The 14,932-nt window shown below is 55.4% G+C and carries 17 protein-coding genes; all 17 read right to left on the reverse strand.

From position 1 onward, the window contains the following. Window positions 1–4: 4 nt before the first annotated feature. The 17 genes from ACYQ11_RS09315 to ACYQ11_RS09395 all read right to left on the reverse strand — a co-directional run bounded on the left by ACYQ11_RS09315 (window position 5) and on the right by ACYQ11_RS09395 (window position 14,883). Entirely contained in the window at window positions 5–598 is a 594-nt protein-coding gene (locus tag ACYQ11_RS09315) for a hypothetical protein (RefSeq protein WP_459923511.1), read from the reverse strand. A gap of 9 nt (window positions 599–607) precedes the next feature. Next, window positions 608–2,182 (reverse strand): phage tail protein, encoded by a 1,575-nt coding sequence (locus ACYQ11_RS09320; protein ID WP_459923512.1) that lies wholly within the window; start codon window positions 2,180–2,182, stop codon window positions 608–610. Further along, window positions 2,182–3,591 (reverse strand): baseplate J/gp47 family protein, encoded by a 1,410-nt coding sequence (locus ACYQ11_RS09325; protein WP_459923513.1) that lies wholly within the window; start codon window positions 3,589–3,591, stop codon window positions 2,182–2,184. The genes ACYQ11_RS09320 and ACYQ11_RS09325 overlap by 1 nt, the downstream gene beginning before the upstream one ends. A gap of 93 nt (window positions 3,592–3,684) precedes the next feature. Next, window positions 3,685–4,098, reverse strand: a complete 414-nt coding sequence (locus ACYQ11_RS09330; protein WP_246909097.1) for a GPW/gp25 family protein — start codon at window positions 4,096–4,098, stop codon at window positions 3,685–3,687. Then, the gene (locus tag ACYQ11_RS09335; protein WP_459923514.1) at window positions 4,095–4,985 is read right to left on the reverse strand and encodes a hypothetical protein; all 891 of its coding nucleotides are present in this window, start codon (window positions 4,983–4,985) and stop codon (window positions 4,095–4,097) included. Before ACYQ11_RS09335 ends, ACYQ11_RS09330 begins: the two co-directional genes overlap by 4 nt. Before the next feature lie 10 nt (window positions 4,986–4,995). Beyond that, the gene (locus tag ACYQ11_RS09340; RefSeq protein WP_459923515.1) at window positions 4,996–6,012 is read right to left on the reverse strand and encodes a DUF2135 domain-containing protein; all 1,017 of its coding nucleotides are present in this window, start codon (window positions 6,010–6,012) and stop codon (window positions 4,996–4,998) included. Next, window positions 6,009–6,311, reverse strand: a complete 303-nt coding sequence (locus tag ACYQ11_RS09345; protein ID WP_459923516.1) for a hypothetical protein — start codon at window positions 6,309–6,311, stop codon at window positions 6,009–6,011. Before ACYQ11_RS09345 ends, ACYQ11_RS09340 begins: the two co-directional genes overlap by 4 nt. A gap of 10 nt (window positions 6,312–6,321) precedes the next feature. Continuing rightward, entirely contained in the window at window positions 6,322–6,588 is a 267-nt protein-coding gene (locus ACYQ11_RS09350; protein WP_028315167.1) for a PAAR domain-containing protein, read from the reverse strand. Continuing rightward, window positions 6,585–6,953 (reverse strand): hypothetical protein, encoded by a 369-nt coding sequence (locus ACYQ11_RS09355; RefSeq protein WP_459923517.1) that lies wholly within the window; start codon window positions 6,951–6,953, stop codon window positions 6,585–6,587. The genes ACYQ11_RS09350 and ACYQ11_RS09355 overlap by 4 nt, the downstream gene beginning before the upstream one ends. Window positions 6,954–6,964: 11 nt before the next feature. Beyond that, window positions 6,965–8,014: a phage baseplate assembly protein V gene (locus ACYQ11_RS09360; RefSeq protein WP_459923518.1), complete on the reverse strand. Its 1,050-nt coding sequence runs from the start codon at window positions 8,012–8,014 to the stop codon at window positions 6,965–6,967. Continuing rightward, entirely contained in the window at window positions 8,007–8,426 is a 420-nt protein-coding gene (locus tag ACYQ11_RS09365) for a DUF1353 domain-containing protein (protein WP_459923519.1), read from the reverse strand. The genes ACYQ11_RS09360 and ACYQ11_RS09365 overlap by 8 nt, the downstream gene beginning before the upstream one ends. After that, on the reverse strand, window positions 8,419–8,796 hold the full coding sequence (locus ACYQ11_RS09370) for a YcbK family protein (protein ID WP_459923520.1): 378 nt from the start codon (window positions 8,794–8,796) through the stop codon (window positions 8,419–8,421). Before ACYQ11_RS09370 ends, ACYQ11_RS09365 begins: the two co-directional genes overlap by 8 nt. 8 nt (window positions 8,797–8,804) lie before the next feature. Next, the gene (locus ACYQ11_RS09375) at window positions 8,805–10,070 is read right to left on the reverse strand and encodes a phage late control D family protein (protein ID WP_459923521.1); all 1,266 of its coding nucleotides are present in this window, start codon (window positions 10,068–10,070) and stop codon (window positions 8,805–8,807) included. 64 nt (window positions 10,071–10,134) lie between these two features. Beyond that, complete coding sequence (locus ACYQ11_RS09380) at window positions 10,135–10,425, reverse strand: LysM peptidoglycan-binding domain-containing protein (RefSeq protein WP_459923522.1); 291 nt, start codon at window positions 10,423–10,425, stop codon at window positions 10,135–10,137. Next, complete coding sequence (locus tag ACYQ11_RS09385; RefSeq protein ID WP_459923523.1) at window positions 10,422–10,895, reverse strand: CIS tube protein; 474 nt, start codon at window positions 10,893–10,895, stop codon at window positions 10,422–10,424. Before ACYQ11_RS09385 ends, ACYQ11_RS09380 begins: the two co-directional genes overlap by 4 nt. Then, on the reverse strand, window positions 10,892–11,206 hold the full coding sequence (locus ACYQ11_RS09390; RefSeq protein ID WP_459923524.1) for a DUF7768 domain-containing protein: 315 nt from the start codon (window positions 11,204–11,206) through the stop codon (window positions 10,892–10,894). Before ACYQ11_RS09390 ends, ACYQ11_RS09385 begins: the two co-directional genes overlap by 4 nt. Window positions 11,207–11,214: 8 nt before the next feature. Beyond that, on the reverse strand, window positions 11,215–14,883 hold the full coding sequence (locus ACYQ11_RS09395; protein ID WP_459923525.1) for a phage tail tape measure protein: 3,669 nt from the start codon (window positions 14,881–14,883) through the stop codon (window positions 11,215–11,217). Window positions 14,884–14,932: the final 49 nt, after the last annotated feature.

The raw sequence follows: 14,932 nt of genomic DNA on the forward strand, positions 1-14,932 counted from the left end.
CTCCTTATAAAACGGGGTTCTCTGTTCCGGTGAGGCGCAGCTTGATATCGATCTTGTTCTGGACGGGAGTGCCCGAAAGCACCGTGCAGCGACGCCAGAAAGAGATGGTCTGATTGTGGGCCTTAGCTCCGAGGTTGAGCGGAGCGCTTTGGGTGGCGGCATCGAGTCCGGCCTGCGTGAGCGCGAGTTTGTACCAGACCGATTCATCGGTTTCGAACTCGTCGATCGGGTCCACCACCAGCCCGGTATAGTCGTATCCGGAATAGACCGGCGCATCGGCCGCGTGGGATGCTGCCACGGTGTTGGCCACGGCGCGTCTTACGGTCAGATTGATGGCTCCGCCGCCGGAAAGGATCTGCATCTGCTCGGTGCCGATCACAATGTATTCCGCATCGGCAAAGCGTGGTTCAGTCAGTTCTATGTCGGTCTGGATGTCATCGATCGGTGCGGCGAGCGTGGTCTGTTCATTGGCCACGAAAATCTGCCGGTCTTTGATTTCTCCATCCGTGCCGTTGTAGTTGTCCGCATCCGGATTGCTGAAGTCGCCTTCCGAAATCTGCTGGGTCAACTGTTCATCGAGGTATAAGTGAATTGCCATAATCTCTCCTTAAACAGGCCATTGGGTTACTTGGTATTTGTTCACGGCGCTCTCTGTAGCGGCTTCCCGTGCCTCGCTGAAATCCTGCTGACGGAACAGCCATCGGTAGGATGGCTCGGTGAACCGGAAACCCGCCTGATTGAGTTTCATCTGTCCGATGCGGAGCGGTCGGGTCCGATCCACGGAGAGGCGTAAAGAGGTCGTGTTGAGAGCGCGTTGGTTGAGGCTCAGAGGCACAATCCGTGGGCGTTGGAGAGAACCTGTATCCACATAGACTTCAAGCGATGCCCGTTCTCCGGTGAGGTTCGCATTAGTCAAAGTCCGGTTGTTGAGGACATTCGCGTTGAGCTTGAATACAGGCCCTCTCCGACGCCAGCGGTTAATCAGATCGGATGCTTCGGTGACCCCGGCTTTGCATCCGGCGCTGGCAACCAGCAGCGCACTACTGTGTCCACCTTGAATGGCATTGATGACCACATCCCCGTTGAGCGGTGAGCGGCCCAGCTGGAAACATTGCCGGTTTCTCGCTTCGATGTTTAAGCCGAAGGTCTGTCTGTTCTGCAGGGCTTCCGAAGCCTCTGCCTGCAGAATTGAAAAGAGGTCTTTCTGCCGGAAGCAGTAAAGGGTTTCCGCATCGGCAAACGACAGTTTGCGGCGGTTGATATGGTCAGCCGAGAGGTTGAAGCCGGATTCGACAATATCGGTGAGGTAATCTCTGCCGGTATAGATCGGATTACAGAAAGACAGCCTGTCCTCGCGGATGGAAGTGTTCACCAGTCGTCTTTCGTTGAGCGGCCTATGATTGAGGCGCATCCTGTTTTGACGGCCATGGAAACGGGATACCTTGTTGGCGGCGCGGTCGATTTCCGGAACCATCTCCACCGTACTGGTCAACTGAAGGTAATCGTATATCCGCTGTTTGTTGGTCAGATGGCGGCAAGAGCCGAGACGGCTTCTTCCCAGCACGAAGGTTTCATCGAGAAATGCCAGAACCACACTGCGGACATGGGCGGCGTTCTGAAATTCCAGATCAGACCCGATCTCCAGAAAAGTGGCCAGCCACTGCAGGAAAAAGGCCCGGGTGCCAGCCGGGTGATGAAAAGACAATGCATCCCGTACACCTTCAGCCAGGTTGAGACTGTGAACCCGATACACTCCGAGGCTGAACACATTGCCCGGGAGTTTTGCCGAGCTCAAACGGGAGCGGGAGTTCAAACGGAGGGCGCTTCGGAAGGTTTCTTCGATCTGGCCCTCCCAACCAATTGACGCAAGACTACGATCGATGGCCGGAATGGTTCCTTTGCGTCGGTATATCTCGACAGCTTCACGAATCAGACGACGCTGGTTTTCCGGCGTGTCCGTGCCGTCATAGCGATGACCGACCAGATACGCGAGCAAGGGCAGAAACCGCTCGTCGCAGCGCTCCACATCAAAAATATCCGGGAACCTGTCGATGGCCTCCTTGATCTCATCGAGAGTGCCTGCCGGGAGTGAAAGTAGAGAACGAAGGTCGCCGCTTTCATCCTTGTGCTCATACAGCGGCGGCAGCAGATCGATAAGATTGTTCTGGAACCAGTCCGCCACTATTCGGCCCTCCGCATGTCGAGATTGACCGAGCCGAGGACCGGTATTTCACCGCGTCCGAGTTCCACGTCCATTTGGGGCGTATAGAGATGAATGTGACTGACTCCCCGAACACCATCGATCAGGGCAATGAGATCGGATGAATGGATGGTCTGCCCAAAGCTCACCTGATCGAAGGCGAAGAAATCCGCCAGTGACGATTCGATTCGACTGCGCACGCTTTCAAGAGCTTCGCCCGGCCATGCATGGACTTCACAATCGATATGGATGGACCGGTACACCGGGTCAAACAGCTTCACCTCGACGGTGATCACCTTGCGGCGTTCCAGATATTCAGCCAGATCACGCTTGAGAAGCCCAGATGGCATGCCGCCACCATTGGGCGCGATGGCCAAATGGACGTTGTAATAACGGATGTTCTGGCAGTCGTTGGTATCGAGCACCTTGGCCTTGGCGACACCGGGGTAGCCCTCAGCAAGCGCCTTGTAGTCCTGAAGCGTTACCGCCTTCCAGAGACTGCGCAGTTCGGCCGGAGCCTGATTGCGGGCATGCTGAATGGTCTCCCGGGATGAGCCGCCTGTAGCCGCCACCGGATTGGAAATGGTCAGCGGGATTTGAGCACCATCGTGATAGACGGTTGAAAGAAGCTGTGTAATACGGGCCGGACCGATATTGCCTTTGGCTCCGAGGCTTTCGAGCCAGCTCACGGAAATGGTTTTTCCGGAAGCGGGAACCGCTCCGGCTTGGCCGTCACCAAAGAGAATGGAGGTAATATCCAAGGCATCCGTGTCGGCCATAAAGTGAAGGCTGTCGCCATCGCTTTCCTGAAAATGGCGGACCTCACTCCAAGTATCATCATCGATAAGAACACGGATGGTTGCCTGCGCGATGGAAGCACCGCTCAGATGAAAACGCTGCCACGGCTTTCCCGTGGCTTCCAGCTCTTCAGATTTGCGGATTCCCTGCCGGGCGTAAATGCCGACGGAGAGTTCACCACGGGGAATGAAGGCATCCTCCACGGTTTCAAAGTCGGCCTTGCCATCTTCAAGCAGTGCCCGGCACTGAGTTCCGGCCAGAATCGGCAGATCAGACTCGAGCGGTGCAGCCAGTGAAAAACGGATGGTGGTCGTGGAAGAGACCGGCGTATCCAGCTGATAGCCGATGAGCTTACAGAGGTTGATCACATTCTGACGCTGGCGGGCTGTGGGCAGAAATGCCTCGGCAGCCTGCGCATCGAGGTAATAGGCCAGCATGTCACCGACACCACAGAACAGTTCCAGCAGAACGACTCCAAGGTCGGAGTGATTGAAATCTGTCCAGCGGTCTGTCAGCTGCGGCACTTTGGCCAGCAGTTCCTGCCGGATCGATTCATAATCCTTGTTGATATATTCAATGCTTGCGCGGCCCATTGTGCCTCCGGTTCGTTCGTCGTTTTTAAAGCGGAGCGATAAACTCCGCACACGCCGATTACTTACCGGAAGCAGTCTGGAAGTGTCGGAGGTCTAAGGAAGTTCCCGGAAGAACGGGTAAACGAGGTTTCCTTCGACCTGAGTCTGGATGACCCGATAGGAAATGATGACAGGCAGTTGATTGAGGTCCTTGTTGCGGGCGGAATCATCGAATGAAACATCCGTGATGACCACACGCTTTTCCCAGCGGCGGATCGCGTCGATGACATGATGGCGGATGAGCCCTTTAAGCACTTCATCGTTCTGTTCGAACACAAGGTCTTTCAGCTTTGAGCCGAATTCCGGGTTCATGAACCGCTCGCCGGGCCTTGTCCCGAGGATCTGGATGATACTTTCCCGGATATGCTCATGCTCCCGGGAGGTCGATGTGGAGACTTCGGCTCCGCCGGATATGGATTGAAAGTTCAGAGGGAATTTCAGCCCTGTACCGAGAAAATCGTAGTTCATAGATCACGCTCCTCACATTCAAGGTTGCAGAGTCCTTGACAGCCGGTGGAGCCGTCATTTGTTGCCGAGCCATCATCCGGAAAGCGCACAATCAGACTGGTGCCGTTTTTCATGGAAAGATGAATGGTGCCGCCGCTCTCGATGAGGCCGCCATGCCCACTCTCTTCACAGGAGAAACCCTTGGCTCCATCGGCCAGAATGCGGAGGCTGATGGTCTCACCGACACCTTCAATTCGGGCAATCCCGAGGATATCGATGCTGCCCGAGGGATTGATGACGGACAGTGTTTTCAACTGCTGATCGAGCAGTAACCTGTATGAGGCAAGCTCGATACTGAAGCGATGTTCGGTCAATTGATCCACTTGGGCCGAGATTGGGAGTCCCTCGATTCCGGCCTGTTCCAGCGTAGTCTCGATCCATTCGGGCACTAGTTCATAGATGCGGCCGGGACTGACCTCCACGGAGGTTGCCGGTCCCGGAGTAACGACATGCGGCTCGCCATCGACAATTACTGAAATGGTGTGATCATCGTTGGTCTTGAGGATTATACCGTCAGACAGGGTAAACAGACGATTGCCGTCCGGCAGGTCTTTTACTTGGCATCCTTCGGGAAGCGAGACAAAGGGATAGAAATCCGGGGGCGGCTCGGTCGTGACCTGATCCATATAATCCTGTGTGTTCTGAATGTGTGCTTCCAGCGCCTCCTGTGCCTGCTGTTTCAATGCTTCTGATGCATTGTGAGAGGCTTCGATAATGGTCTTCATGCCTGCGATTTCGGTTTTGATCCCCGCAAGCTGCAGCGCCATGTCTCTGAGGATAAAATGATTTTCACCGGAATCGGTCTGTTCGACCACGGCTCCGGCCTGAGGTTCTTCTATGGATACCATGAGCGTTCTCCTAAATTCCTACGTTGCCCGGATTCGATTCAAACTCCATCTGGTTGAGGGCGGTGATCGCTCCGGTGGTTCCGTTGATTTCAAATACATTCCAGACGGTGCCGGGTTGGTTGGGCACATTGAAGGTGTATTCCCGGCCGTCGTAATAAAACACTTTCACGGTCGCGCCTGATCCGGCCAGACCTGTGCTGGTGCTCGAGTTTCGGTTGGTGTAGTCGTGAACACTGTAGCGATAGGTTCCGGCCACCAGCCGATGCATGGTGATGGTTTCCGGCCCGTAAGATGAGGTGTCGTCCACATCCAGCTCTCCGCAATCCTGCACATAATCCGTCGAGTAATAGACATGAAAGGTGCCGCCACCCGGGCGTGGACCGCGCAGATGAGAATCAAGATCCCGGGGATTGAGTCCCCACTGCAGAACGATACGGGCCACCTGTCCGTTAAGTTCCGGAGAGAGCACAATGTTCTGGCCGGAGCTTCCTGATTCGAGGACGTTCAACAGGCCATGGGCGTCGATATAGTTGGGCGTGCTCGCCTCGTAGACATAGAGCCCTTCGAACAGCTCCATTTCATACTGCCCGGAGGCGTCAGTGATCTGCTGAGCCACGATCGGACCTTCCTCACTGCGCCGTATGGTTACCAAAACGCCTGCAAGCGGCCGGGCATTGAGTGCATCCACTACAGATCCGACAAGATGCACACTGGTGCCCAGATCGAGCAAAAAGTCCGGATGGTTAGCGAACCACGAGGGATCACGGACCTCGACATTTAAATGACGCAGGCTCTGCCGGGCATCGGAATCCCAGGCCATGATCATGGCGTTGCCAATCTGCATTCCGCTAATCAGAAAACCCTCGTCATCCACATAGGCCACTGCCGGATTGGATGAAATGAACTGCGGGTTCAAACCACTGCCACGAACAGAGAGCGGGATGCGCTGCTCGAAATAGGATAGCGAGAGGCGGACGCTCTGAGGATAGATCTCCCAATAAGCCGGGATGTCGAGTTGTTCGGTCATGAGGGCTGTCCTCCGCCCATTGGCGTGCCGTACACTTCAATCTGAACATGGCGAACACTCAAACGATCATCTGAATGCCAGACCATGACAACGGCAGCGCCGGGCTGCATACCGCAGATCACGTTTCCCGCTTCATCCACCTCGGCGACATCATTGTTGGACGATTCAAACACCGGTGACTCGACCGAGCCCCGAATCGAAAGCGGAATGGCTTGCGGCCATTCGGAGGTCGATACGCGGATCAGCTTGGGAAAAACGTCCCAGTATGGATGTGTCAGTATGGTTGATTCTTCCGGCATACAAGGCTCCTCAGTTGTCTATGGTGTTCGGGCTGCCCGCCACAATCACTGCACCGCAGGCAGTAATGTCGCCGATTCTGGCGTTGGGGCTGCCCTCGGTAATGGTGGTCATGCTTCCGGTCACTATGGGAGTAACGCCGTGCCCGGGGATGGGACAGACGTGCAGGTCACCCATGCGGGCCACCGGAATCCCGTTCACCATGGTTCGAACGGCCGAGGTAATGATCACACCGCCGTGGCTGCTGACATCTCCGAGACGTGCCTGTGGTCCGCTCATGGTTTAAGCCTCAAGGTTAAATTGATCAGATAGCCGATCAGCCCGCCGACAGCGGTGCCGACTCCCAGCGTCAACCCGATAATTTTCCACATGGTCTCCGTGCCCACCTTTTCACTGACCCGGGTGTGAAGCCGGTCAATCTCCTCGGCATGGCGGTGTAGATCGGAATTGATGCCGCGAACCAGCACCTCGACGTTCTCTTTGTCGGATTTCTTTTCGATTTCCCGTTCGATCTTTTCCAGCCGGTCCTGAATTTCACGGCGGTGGTTTTCCAGAATCCCTCGAAATTCCTTACGCCATGTGTCGAAGGTTCTGGCGAGCATCTCTTCGGATGCAGTCAGCCCGGGTTGATTTGAATCACTCATGCAATGTTCCCTTATGTGTTAATCAATACTTGGTTTGTCGATTTGATGATGATGTTGCCAACGACACCATCCATGAAAATGAGGCTTCCCGCCTTGTCGGTTGCACTGATGCTTTCCGTTCCCGGAGCCGCGTTCATTCTGACCACCTGTCCGGCTTTGTCAGTGAGACGGATCTGTTCAGCGCCTTTGGTGGAGTCGATCAGGATTTCCTGCGTACCGTTGAGTCCCCAGATGTGGACCTTTTCCCGGCCTTTGGTGGTATCGATCAGAATCTTTTGCCAGCGGGAACGGCCTTTGTCGCAGGAGAGGATGTGAATCTTTTCCTTGTCCTGCCATGCCTCCAGAAGCACCTGTTGACGGCAGAGGTCGGTGAGCTGGACCCGAGCTTTCGATCCGACGATCTGTGAAGCGATATCCAGCTGGTCGCCTTTTTCAGCATCCTTGGTGCCGCGTCTGAGGGCGTTGCCACTCTGCATTTCCGGTTTGACCTTGGCCTCCATGGTGAGGATCTGACCGGCCCGGTCGATCAGGCGCATCAATTCATCGCCGTCACGGTCATCGGCCAGAATGGTGTGGCCGGTTTCCGTCTTCATCAGCACCCTGAAACGCGGGCAGTAGTATTCCGGATGGCCGTGGTATTTCTGGTGTTCGAGATTGTCGTGGGGATTGCTCTGGTGCTCCAGCTTGTCCTCGCAGTCATGACAAAAGGCATTGCCGCAGGTTCGCTTGGATTCCTCAGGCTGTTCCCCGGGATTACTTCCCGCGAGCCAGACTCCGGTCCAGATCGGATATTGAACAATGCCGCCTTCAAACTCCGCCCAGACCGAAGCGCCTTCTTCAGGCACGAGGAACATGCCGCAATCATCATTGCCGCCATACGGAAAACAGGGAGCTGCCCAGTCCGACCAGTTTTCACGGCCCGTACCCAGCACAGCGGGGATTTCGAGCCGAACCCTTCCGAGTCGTTCCGGGTCGTTATTGTCCCGGACAAAAGCCCGGTATTTGCCATACCAGCGATTGCGATAGCGTTCTTCGGTCTGTTTGTCGGAGGTCTCAAGCATGGCTGCTTTCCCTCCGGCGGCTGTCATTCCAAGCCTTCCATCCACCCACGCGAACGGCCCAATACATCAGTCGGCGTTTCCATGCTGGGACACCGAGCTTGGTCATCAGCTCGAGAAAGATGCGATCGGCTTCAGCCCGGGTCACGAGTCCGGTGTGATAGAGAAAGTCATGCACAACGGCAGCCGGTGAATAGCGTCCCCATGGAGGCACAATTCGCCAGAACAGACGCGGCACCGATGCAAAGTCTGTTTCAAATCCGGCAGGCACAGTAATGGTGCGGCTGCCAGCGATCCTGACCTTGTAATCTTTGATCAGACGGGCGCTGCGACCATTGGGCAGCAGTTCAAATTGTAAAGGCCCGTTCAGCCCGATTCCCGAGCCGACGGTGACGGTTTTCTGAAACTCAGTCATTGCGCCACCTCGCTTTCCCGGTTGTCCGGACATCGAGATGTACCCATGACGGATAGATTCCGATGCCGCCTTGTTGGAAGGCCGGTATGATTTCCGCCGCCTGAGCCAGGTCTTCGGCTGTCATTCCATCCGGACAGGCCACATCGGCCGCCATGCCCAAGGTGTGAAAACTCCGGGCAGCACCGCCGACAGATTCATTGTGCCGGTTACAGCGAAAACCGCTGGTAATGCTCAGTGGCAGGTTCAATTGATCGCGCAGAGCCTGAAGCGCCGAAATCAGTTCAAGCTGTATCGGAGCCGAATGCCCGCAGCAGTTGGTTCCTTTGCAGGCAAATTCGGAACGACTGAAATTTTTACTCAGATCTCCCATGGTTCCTCCTAAGAAACAGCACCGGAATCCGCGTTGATGGTCACCATGGCCGGTGGCTCATTCTGCGGGGTTGCCGGTGCTTCTTTATCGTTTGGTTTTCCCTTGGTCTGGGCAGACTTGTCGCCAGCCCCTTTGCCAAGGGCGTTCTTTTTAAGTTTGATTTCACAGGAATAGCCGGATGAGCCGATGCTGTGGCGAACCGAGTGGCAGTAGTAAATGCCGGAAAACTTCCGGCCCACACCTTTCACTTCGAGGTTCTTTTTGGCACGGAGAGACGGAATGCCGATGGTGACGGCAGTGGCTTCCACCTGTTTGAGTTCGGCCTCCCTGAATTTGCCTTCGGCTGTATCCTGAGCAGGCTCCTGTGCCGGTTCTTCATGGAAGGCTTCGGAACGTTCATAAGCGGGAACGACCTGTCCGGTCTCCTGTTCTTTGAAGCTGCCTTCACCCGTGTTGCCATCCACCAGATAAGTCTGCTTGCCCAGCGAGGTCCGTTCGGGGGTCGTGTCGTTGTTGGCTTTGTGCTCCACCACATCCTTTTTGCGGGGATCGACACCGACTGATTTGGTTTCGACACCGGCACCTTTGGCTCCCTGTGATTGGGTCGATGGCCTGAAAGAGCGCAGAACGCCTTTTCGGTCGGTGAAATACTCCAGCGTCAAAAGTGGAGCTTGTTCCAGTTCCCTTGGATGGAAATGAAGCTCATCGTCCTGAATGAAAAAGGAGTAACCACTGACACCCTGACCATCCCGGTCACGGGCCTTTGCCGCCAACTCTTTGAGAAAGACGGCGTCGGACTGATTGCTCTGGGTAACGCGAAGATGATGGCCTTTGGTAGCCGTCACGACCGGCTTGAGGCCATTGGCCGAAGCGATCTGCTCGGCAATTTCGGAATAGAGAATGCCCGGCGCGGGTTTCTGCCAGACTTTCTGGTTTTCTTTTCCGGCCAGCTTGAAGCCTTTGTCATAGGCTTTGATACGGATGGTGGGGTCGCCGTTTTCAGGAAAGTCGTAATCGATATCCTTGATGACGGCCTTTTTACGGGGCGAGAGATTGCCCACATAACCGAACCGGGCAATGATCTCGTTGCCTTCCTGAAAAAGCGGATCGTCCACAAACTGCAGGTTGCGGTTGGTGATGGATAGCTCGAGAACATCCAGTTCCTCTTCATTGTCGGTGAAGACAAATGAAGTGATCTCCTGAGTGATATCCTTGGAGAGTGACTTGCCCTCTATTTGAATCAGAAATGTCGGTTTGAATGTATCGAGTTCCATGCACGTCTCCGGCTGTTCGCAGTTCACTGCTTACATACCGGAAGCGCCGATGGAGTGTCGGGGCTCAGTCGAGAATGTGCATGCTGACGTGGTCCATGGAAGGGATGCGAAGCACCGTTCCCGGTGTCAGTTCAAGGGGAAAGAAAATGTCGTTGTAGTCACAGATGAGCCACCAGAGCTTTGCGTCTCCCAGATACTTGTGGGCCAGAAGATCCAGCCGGTCACCGTCGGTCACGGTATGAAAGCGGTCATCGAATCGCGGGGATGTATCGATCGGAAAGCGCATGCCAAGGGAGTCACCGTCACTGTCTCTATACCGGAGACATTTTGCGTATCTGGAATCCTTGTCGATCATGAGCGTACCTCCGACCAGTTGACCGATTGATCGACGTATTCTTCGAGGGATATATCCACCTCGGCCCGCTGGGGAGCGAGGTTGGTCTGGTCAAAAAGGCCGAAAAAGCGGGCCTTCACCTGTCTGACAATGCAGGTTACGCCCGGATAGAGATCACCGAAAATGAGAATGACCCGGTGCGGCGCGTTCTTGAGCATGCTACCAGCGTGCTCCGGGTATTGCAGAGACCGCAGCCAGTCGACCTTTTGTTTGACCGGTCCTTTGAATAATTCGATCTTGAAGGTGATCCGGCGAGGCTCACCGGCCACATACTGATAGCGAGGGTGACTCATGCCGGGAATCTTGATGGCGGCATAGCTGGTCGATTTTTCATCGCTGATATTGTTGGGGTTGTATTGGAATTCCAGTCGCTCACCGGTGTCAGCATCGACCAAATATCCCTTTATCGGCTGTCGGTCCCAAGCCATCATTCAACCTCGTGGATTTCAACGATCGTCTTGCCGCTCTCTCTGGCATGGGAGAGCTCCTGCCGCATCCCTTTGGAGATGCCGTTTCCAGTAAACGCCCAGACTTCAGAGCAGGTCTCCATGTAAGCGAGTCCACAGCTGATACCGGAGGAACGCTCTTGCGGATCGTGGTCATCGACAAAGCGGGGATACAACAGGTGTGGCGCGAATGGCGCATAGCCTTGATCCATGGCCATGCGGCACAGCTTTTTGGCCACTTCAACGTTTCTTTCAATATCCCCGGCAAAGGGGCTGCAAATAAACACTCTTTTCATCGGTTGCCTCACAGGGTTTCATAGTTTCTTATTTTTCGTTCCCGGAGATCCTTATAGACCGCCTCGGCCATCTGACGACCATCGATATGCGTGGCCACAGAAACCTCAACTGGCCGTTCCGAAAGCGCATCGAGCTTGTTTAACAGTGCCTCCAGAAGGCTGGCCACATCGGGAACTTCCTGCTGGCCTGCAGGTGGTGATACAAACGAATTCGTTCTTGCCGCTGCCAGCTTTTCAGGCGGATGCAGTTCCGGCTGCATTACCGAAGCGGCATTGACCTCCTGCAACATGCCGGTCCCGACCGTATCCACGGAAGCTCTGACGTCAGCCGGAATACTCAACGCGGGGATCATCCCCATCGAGGGGGCGATCTGCCCGGCAATGGTCACCGGCGGAACCGAGGGAGCCGCAATAGCATCCGGGAACTGATAAGGCTTACTTACCGGAATTTTCGGTGTAATGTCGGCTGCTCCGGCTGGCCCTGCATTCACGACCGGCATTGCGGAAGCCATGACCGGCGAAAGCATAAGCACGGCGGAAAACACCGTCGGGATGAGCTTTTTTTCGAGACTCGGAATCAGAGCGAATCGACCGGCGCTTTGCTGCACAACAGCAGGTTTAGCGGAAGCGGTCTGCAATTTTGGGGCAGCCTTGGCTTCAGGTGCCGGTGAAGAGGAAAACAAGGACTTGATACCGGTCCATGCACCGCTGAGCAGTCCGGAGGCTTTCTGTTTCACCGATTGAATGACGCCGCCCACACCGGACTTAACCTGGCTCCAGAGTGCTGTTCCTTTTTCAGCTACCACAGAGATCCCCGAGCCAATGATGTTTTTCAGCCCGCTGAAGGTGGCGGTGAACGTCTGTTTGACCCCAGTCGCACCGGCAGTCAGCTTATTCCAGACGCCACTCCATGAATCCGGCAAAGACAGTTCCGGGATGAGATTACTTAACGCGCCTTTGATCAGCCCACCGGCTTTGGATACCATCGCTCCGGCACCGTCAACCAGTGATCCCCAGAGATTGCCCGCCGTTCTGAAGGGAGCAGCAAGCAGATTCATTGCGGTCTGGCCCGCTAATTTGAGCCCGTTCCAGACACCAGACAGTACAGACAGAACTCCACGAGCCGCAAAGGAGAACACTTTTGCAGGTAATGCCAGTGTGGAAAGCATTCCATCCGCCAGAGTTGTGAGCAGTGCTTTACCTGATGCTGTCAGGGTCGATAGCGGACCTTCCTTGGCATCGGAGAACGGCAGCAGGCTTCGCAGCTTGCCGAGCGCATTCTTCAGCATGCGGAATGGATAGGTAACCGCCGACCAGATGCCTTCACCCAGTGTGACGAGCATCTTTTTCCCAGCCTCGAAAAAGGTCATGTCGCCTGAGAAGAAGCTCCTCACTGTGGCGAACAGGTTCCGCAATATACTGACAATCGGCAGGTTCATGAAAACACTGACGATACGTTCACCGGCAGCCACAAAGAATCGAACCATCCCGTCGAAAACCGAGGTAATGAAGCTCCAGACGCCGCTGATGACATCGCGAGCCCACCTGAAAGGAGTTGCCAAAAAATCAAAGACCGCTCCGCCAATCGCTTTCAATCCATCCAGCAGGGAAACATCACCGGTCAGTATCTGCCAGACGGAATAGATAATCTTCCCGGCTGCCACAAACGCCTGCGCGATCAGCCGGACCGGAAGCAGAAATTTGTAGATGAACTTGGTGGCATAGATCAGTGAGCCGACAATCACCTTGCCGACCCAGACGACGCTTCGCACCACAATGGCGAGCGCTTTGACAACCATCGTGATATTCCAGACCACGATGCGGAGTGCATAGGCCAGTCCCTGCAGCAGAACACCGGCAACCGTTCCGACCACGGAACCGAACTTTCGCCACGCCGATCCGTCCACTGAATTGGCCGAGACACCGAATACTTCCACCACCGAGAAGATGGCTTTGTAGAGGGTTGCGTAGGCTGAAATCATTGCCTTTACGGCCGGTTCGAGAATGGCCCGGATTCGACCGAAGGCATGTGAGAAGGCTTCCCACAGCCCGGACAGGTATTCCCGTACCCGGTAATAGACCTTGAAGACGGTCACGACAAACCCGAGGAGCCCGGCTGACTTGAGCCGGTTGGCAAGCTCGGCCGACATCTGGCCGGTGGAGCCGCTCAAAGATGAGATGAGCGTCTTCACACCCTCGAAGACCAGTTTGATCTTGTTCCACGTCCCGAGCACCACATCCCGGATTCCTCCGAAGTTTGTCTCCCATGCCCGTTTCAGCAGGTAGACCGCCAATACCACACCGGCAATGGCGGCGGTGACCGGCAGAAAATATGTGGCAATGGCAGAGCCGACACCTGCGGCCGCTGCGCTGATGGCGACGAAACCGGCCTTGATAGCCGGAAGCATGAGACCTACGAGCCCGACGGCGGACGTGACCGCTCCGGCAACGACCAGCACCGCTCCAAGCGCCATGGAGAGCGTCAAAACTACCCGAGTGACTCCGGGCATGGATTTGGCCAGTTTCTGCAGGAACAGAATGAAGCGGGAGATACCGTTCATCACCGGAGTGACGACCGGTAATAGTGTGCGACCCAATATCTCGGTCAGGTTGGACATCTGCTGCCGGATTAATCCAAACTGGGCTCCGATATCCTGATTCATGGCACTGGCCATCTGATTGGTTACCGCTGTTCCCGTTTTCATGGCTGCGCCAACTGACTTGATATTGCTTTCGAGCGATTCCGTTCCGGCAGCCATCTGCAGGAGGAACTTGACCGCTTCATCGGAGCCAAAGGCTTTCTTCAGCTTCACCTGAGCGGCTGCCTGCGACAAATCCGGGAACTGTTGTTTGATTTCCTGCAAAATGGGAATGACGCCTTTGAGACGGCCGGTTGTATCGGTGAACGAGAGCCCGAGCTGGTCACCGGCCTCGGCTGCTTTCATGATGAATGCCTTGTAGAGCGTTCCGGCTTCTGAGCCCGGCATGGTGGTCTGCAACTGACCGAGGATCGCCAGCTGTTCCTGCAGAGGAATATTGTTGGCAGCAGCAACGGCACCGATGTTTTTGATCGCATCGGCCATCTGGGTTCCGTTGGTCTTGAACGATGCCACGGTTTGGGCCATGGCTCCTGAAAAGGCGGTGGCCCACTCCATATCGGTCATATCCGCCATGATGGGTTTGAATATGCCGTAAGCCGTGGTGAAGGTTCCGACCATCTCCTGTGTGGTCGCTTTGGTGGCTTTGGCTGTGAGACCGGCCATGTTGGTGAAGACGCCGACCGCCTCATCGCTGAGGTTGGACAGCGCCGACTTCACATCGTAGGTGGCCGTGATGAAGGCCGCCTTGTTGGCTCCCGACCACTGGTTGGTGAAGGATTCTGCGGCATCTTCAATGGCTCCGAGATCCTTGACTCCAAGTGAAGCCAACTCCCCGAGGGCTTTCTGAGTGGCAGCGGTGGATGCGACCAAGGCAACAGGCGCGGCCATGAGCGCAAGACCGGCTCCCACCATCATGGTGCCTTTCTGGATACGATCCAGATTTCTGGTCATGCGTTCACTGGCGGCCGCGACGGTTCCGTCAAGGCTTGTCATCGAACTTTCAATGCGCTGGGCGTTCTGTGAGAACGCATCCTTCATCGATACGACAATGCCCAGTCCAAGGTCGTTATTCATCATCGCTTATCCATTTGCTCCCGTTCAAAATCAATCTGCCGCTCCAAGGCTT

Source organism: Desulfatiferula olefinivorans (assembly GCF_054657895.1).

What these genes read in the sequence shown, in the direction of transcription:
- ACYQ11_RS09315 (WP_459923511.1), bottom strand. Translation starts at nt 598, where the DNA reads ATGGCAATTCACTTATACCTCGATGAACAGTTGACCCAGCAGATTTCG.
- ACYQ11_RS09375 (WP_459923521.1), bottom strand. Translation starts at nt 10,070, where the DNA reads ATGGAACTCGATACATTCAAACCGACATTTCTGATTCAAATAGAGGGC.
- ACYQ11_RS09345 (WP_459923516.1), bottom strand. Translation starts at nt 6,311, where the DNA reads ATGCCGGAAGAATCAACCATACTGACACATCCATACTGGGACGTTTTT.
- ACYQ11_RS09330 (WP_246909097.1), bottom strand. Translation starts at nt 4,098, where the DNA reads ATGAACTACGATTTTCTCGGTACAGGGCTGAAATTCCCTCTGAACTTT.
- ACYQ11_RS09350 (WP_028315167.1), bottom strand. Translation starts at nt 6,588, where the DNA reads ATGAGCGGACCACAGGCACGTCTCGGAGATGTCAGCAGCCACGGCGGT.
- ACYQ11_RS09355 (WP_459923517.1), bottom strand. Translation starts at nt 6,953, where the DNA reads ATGAGTGATTCAAATCAACCCGGGCTGACTGCATCCGAAGAGATGCTC.
- ACYQ11_RS09390 (WP_459923524.1), bottom strand. Translation starts at nt 11,206, where the DNA reads ATGAAAAGAGTGTTTATTTGCAGCCCCTTTGCCGGGGATATTGAAAGA.
- ACYQ11_RS09340 (WP_459923515.1), bottom strand. Translation starts at nt 6,012, where the DNA reads ATGACCGAACAACTCGACATCCCGGCTTATTGGGAGATCTATCCTCAG.
- ACYQ11_RS09380 (WP_459923522.1), bottom strand. Translation starts at nt 10,425, where the DNA reads ATGATCGACAAGGATTCCAGATACGCAAAATGTCTCCGGTATAGAGAC.
- ACYQ11_RS09370 (WP_459923520.1), bottom strand. Translation starts at nt 8,796, where the DNA reads ATGGGAGATCTGAGTAAAAATTTCAGTCGTTCCGAATTTGCCTGCAAA.
- ACYQ11_RS09360 (WP_459923518.1), bottom strand. Translation starts at nt 8,014, where the DNA reads ATGCTTGAGACCTCCGACAAACAGACCGAAGAACGCTATCGCAATCGC.
- ACYQ11_RS09325 (WP_459923513.1), bottom strand. Translation starts at nt 3,591, where the DNA reads ATGGGCCGCGCAAGCATTGAATATATCAACAAGGATTATGAATCGATC.
- ACYQ11_RS09385 (WP_459923523.1), bottom strand. Translation starts at nt 10,895, where the DNA reads ATGATGGCTTGGGACCGACAGCCGATAAAGGGATATTTGGTCGATGCT.
- ACYQ11_RS09395 (WP_459923525.1), bottom strand. Translation starts at nt 14,883, where the DNA reads ATGATGAATAACGACCTTGGACTGGGCATTGTCGTATCGATGAAGGAT.
- ACYQ11_RS09335 (WP_459923514.1), bottom strand. Translation starts at nt 4,985, where the DNA reads ATGGTATCCATAGAAGAACCTCAGGCCGGAGCCGTGGTCGAACAGACC.
- ACYQ11_RS09365 (WP_459923519.1), bottom strand. Translation starts at nt 8,426, where the DNA reads ATGACTGAGTTTCAGAAAACCGTCACCGTCGGCTCGGGAATCGGGCTG.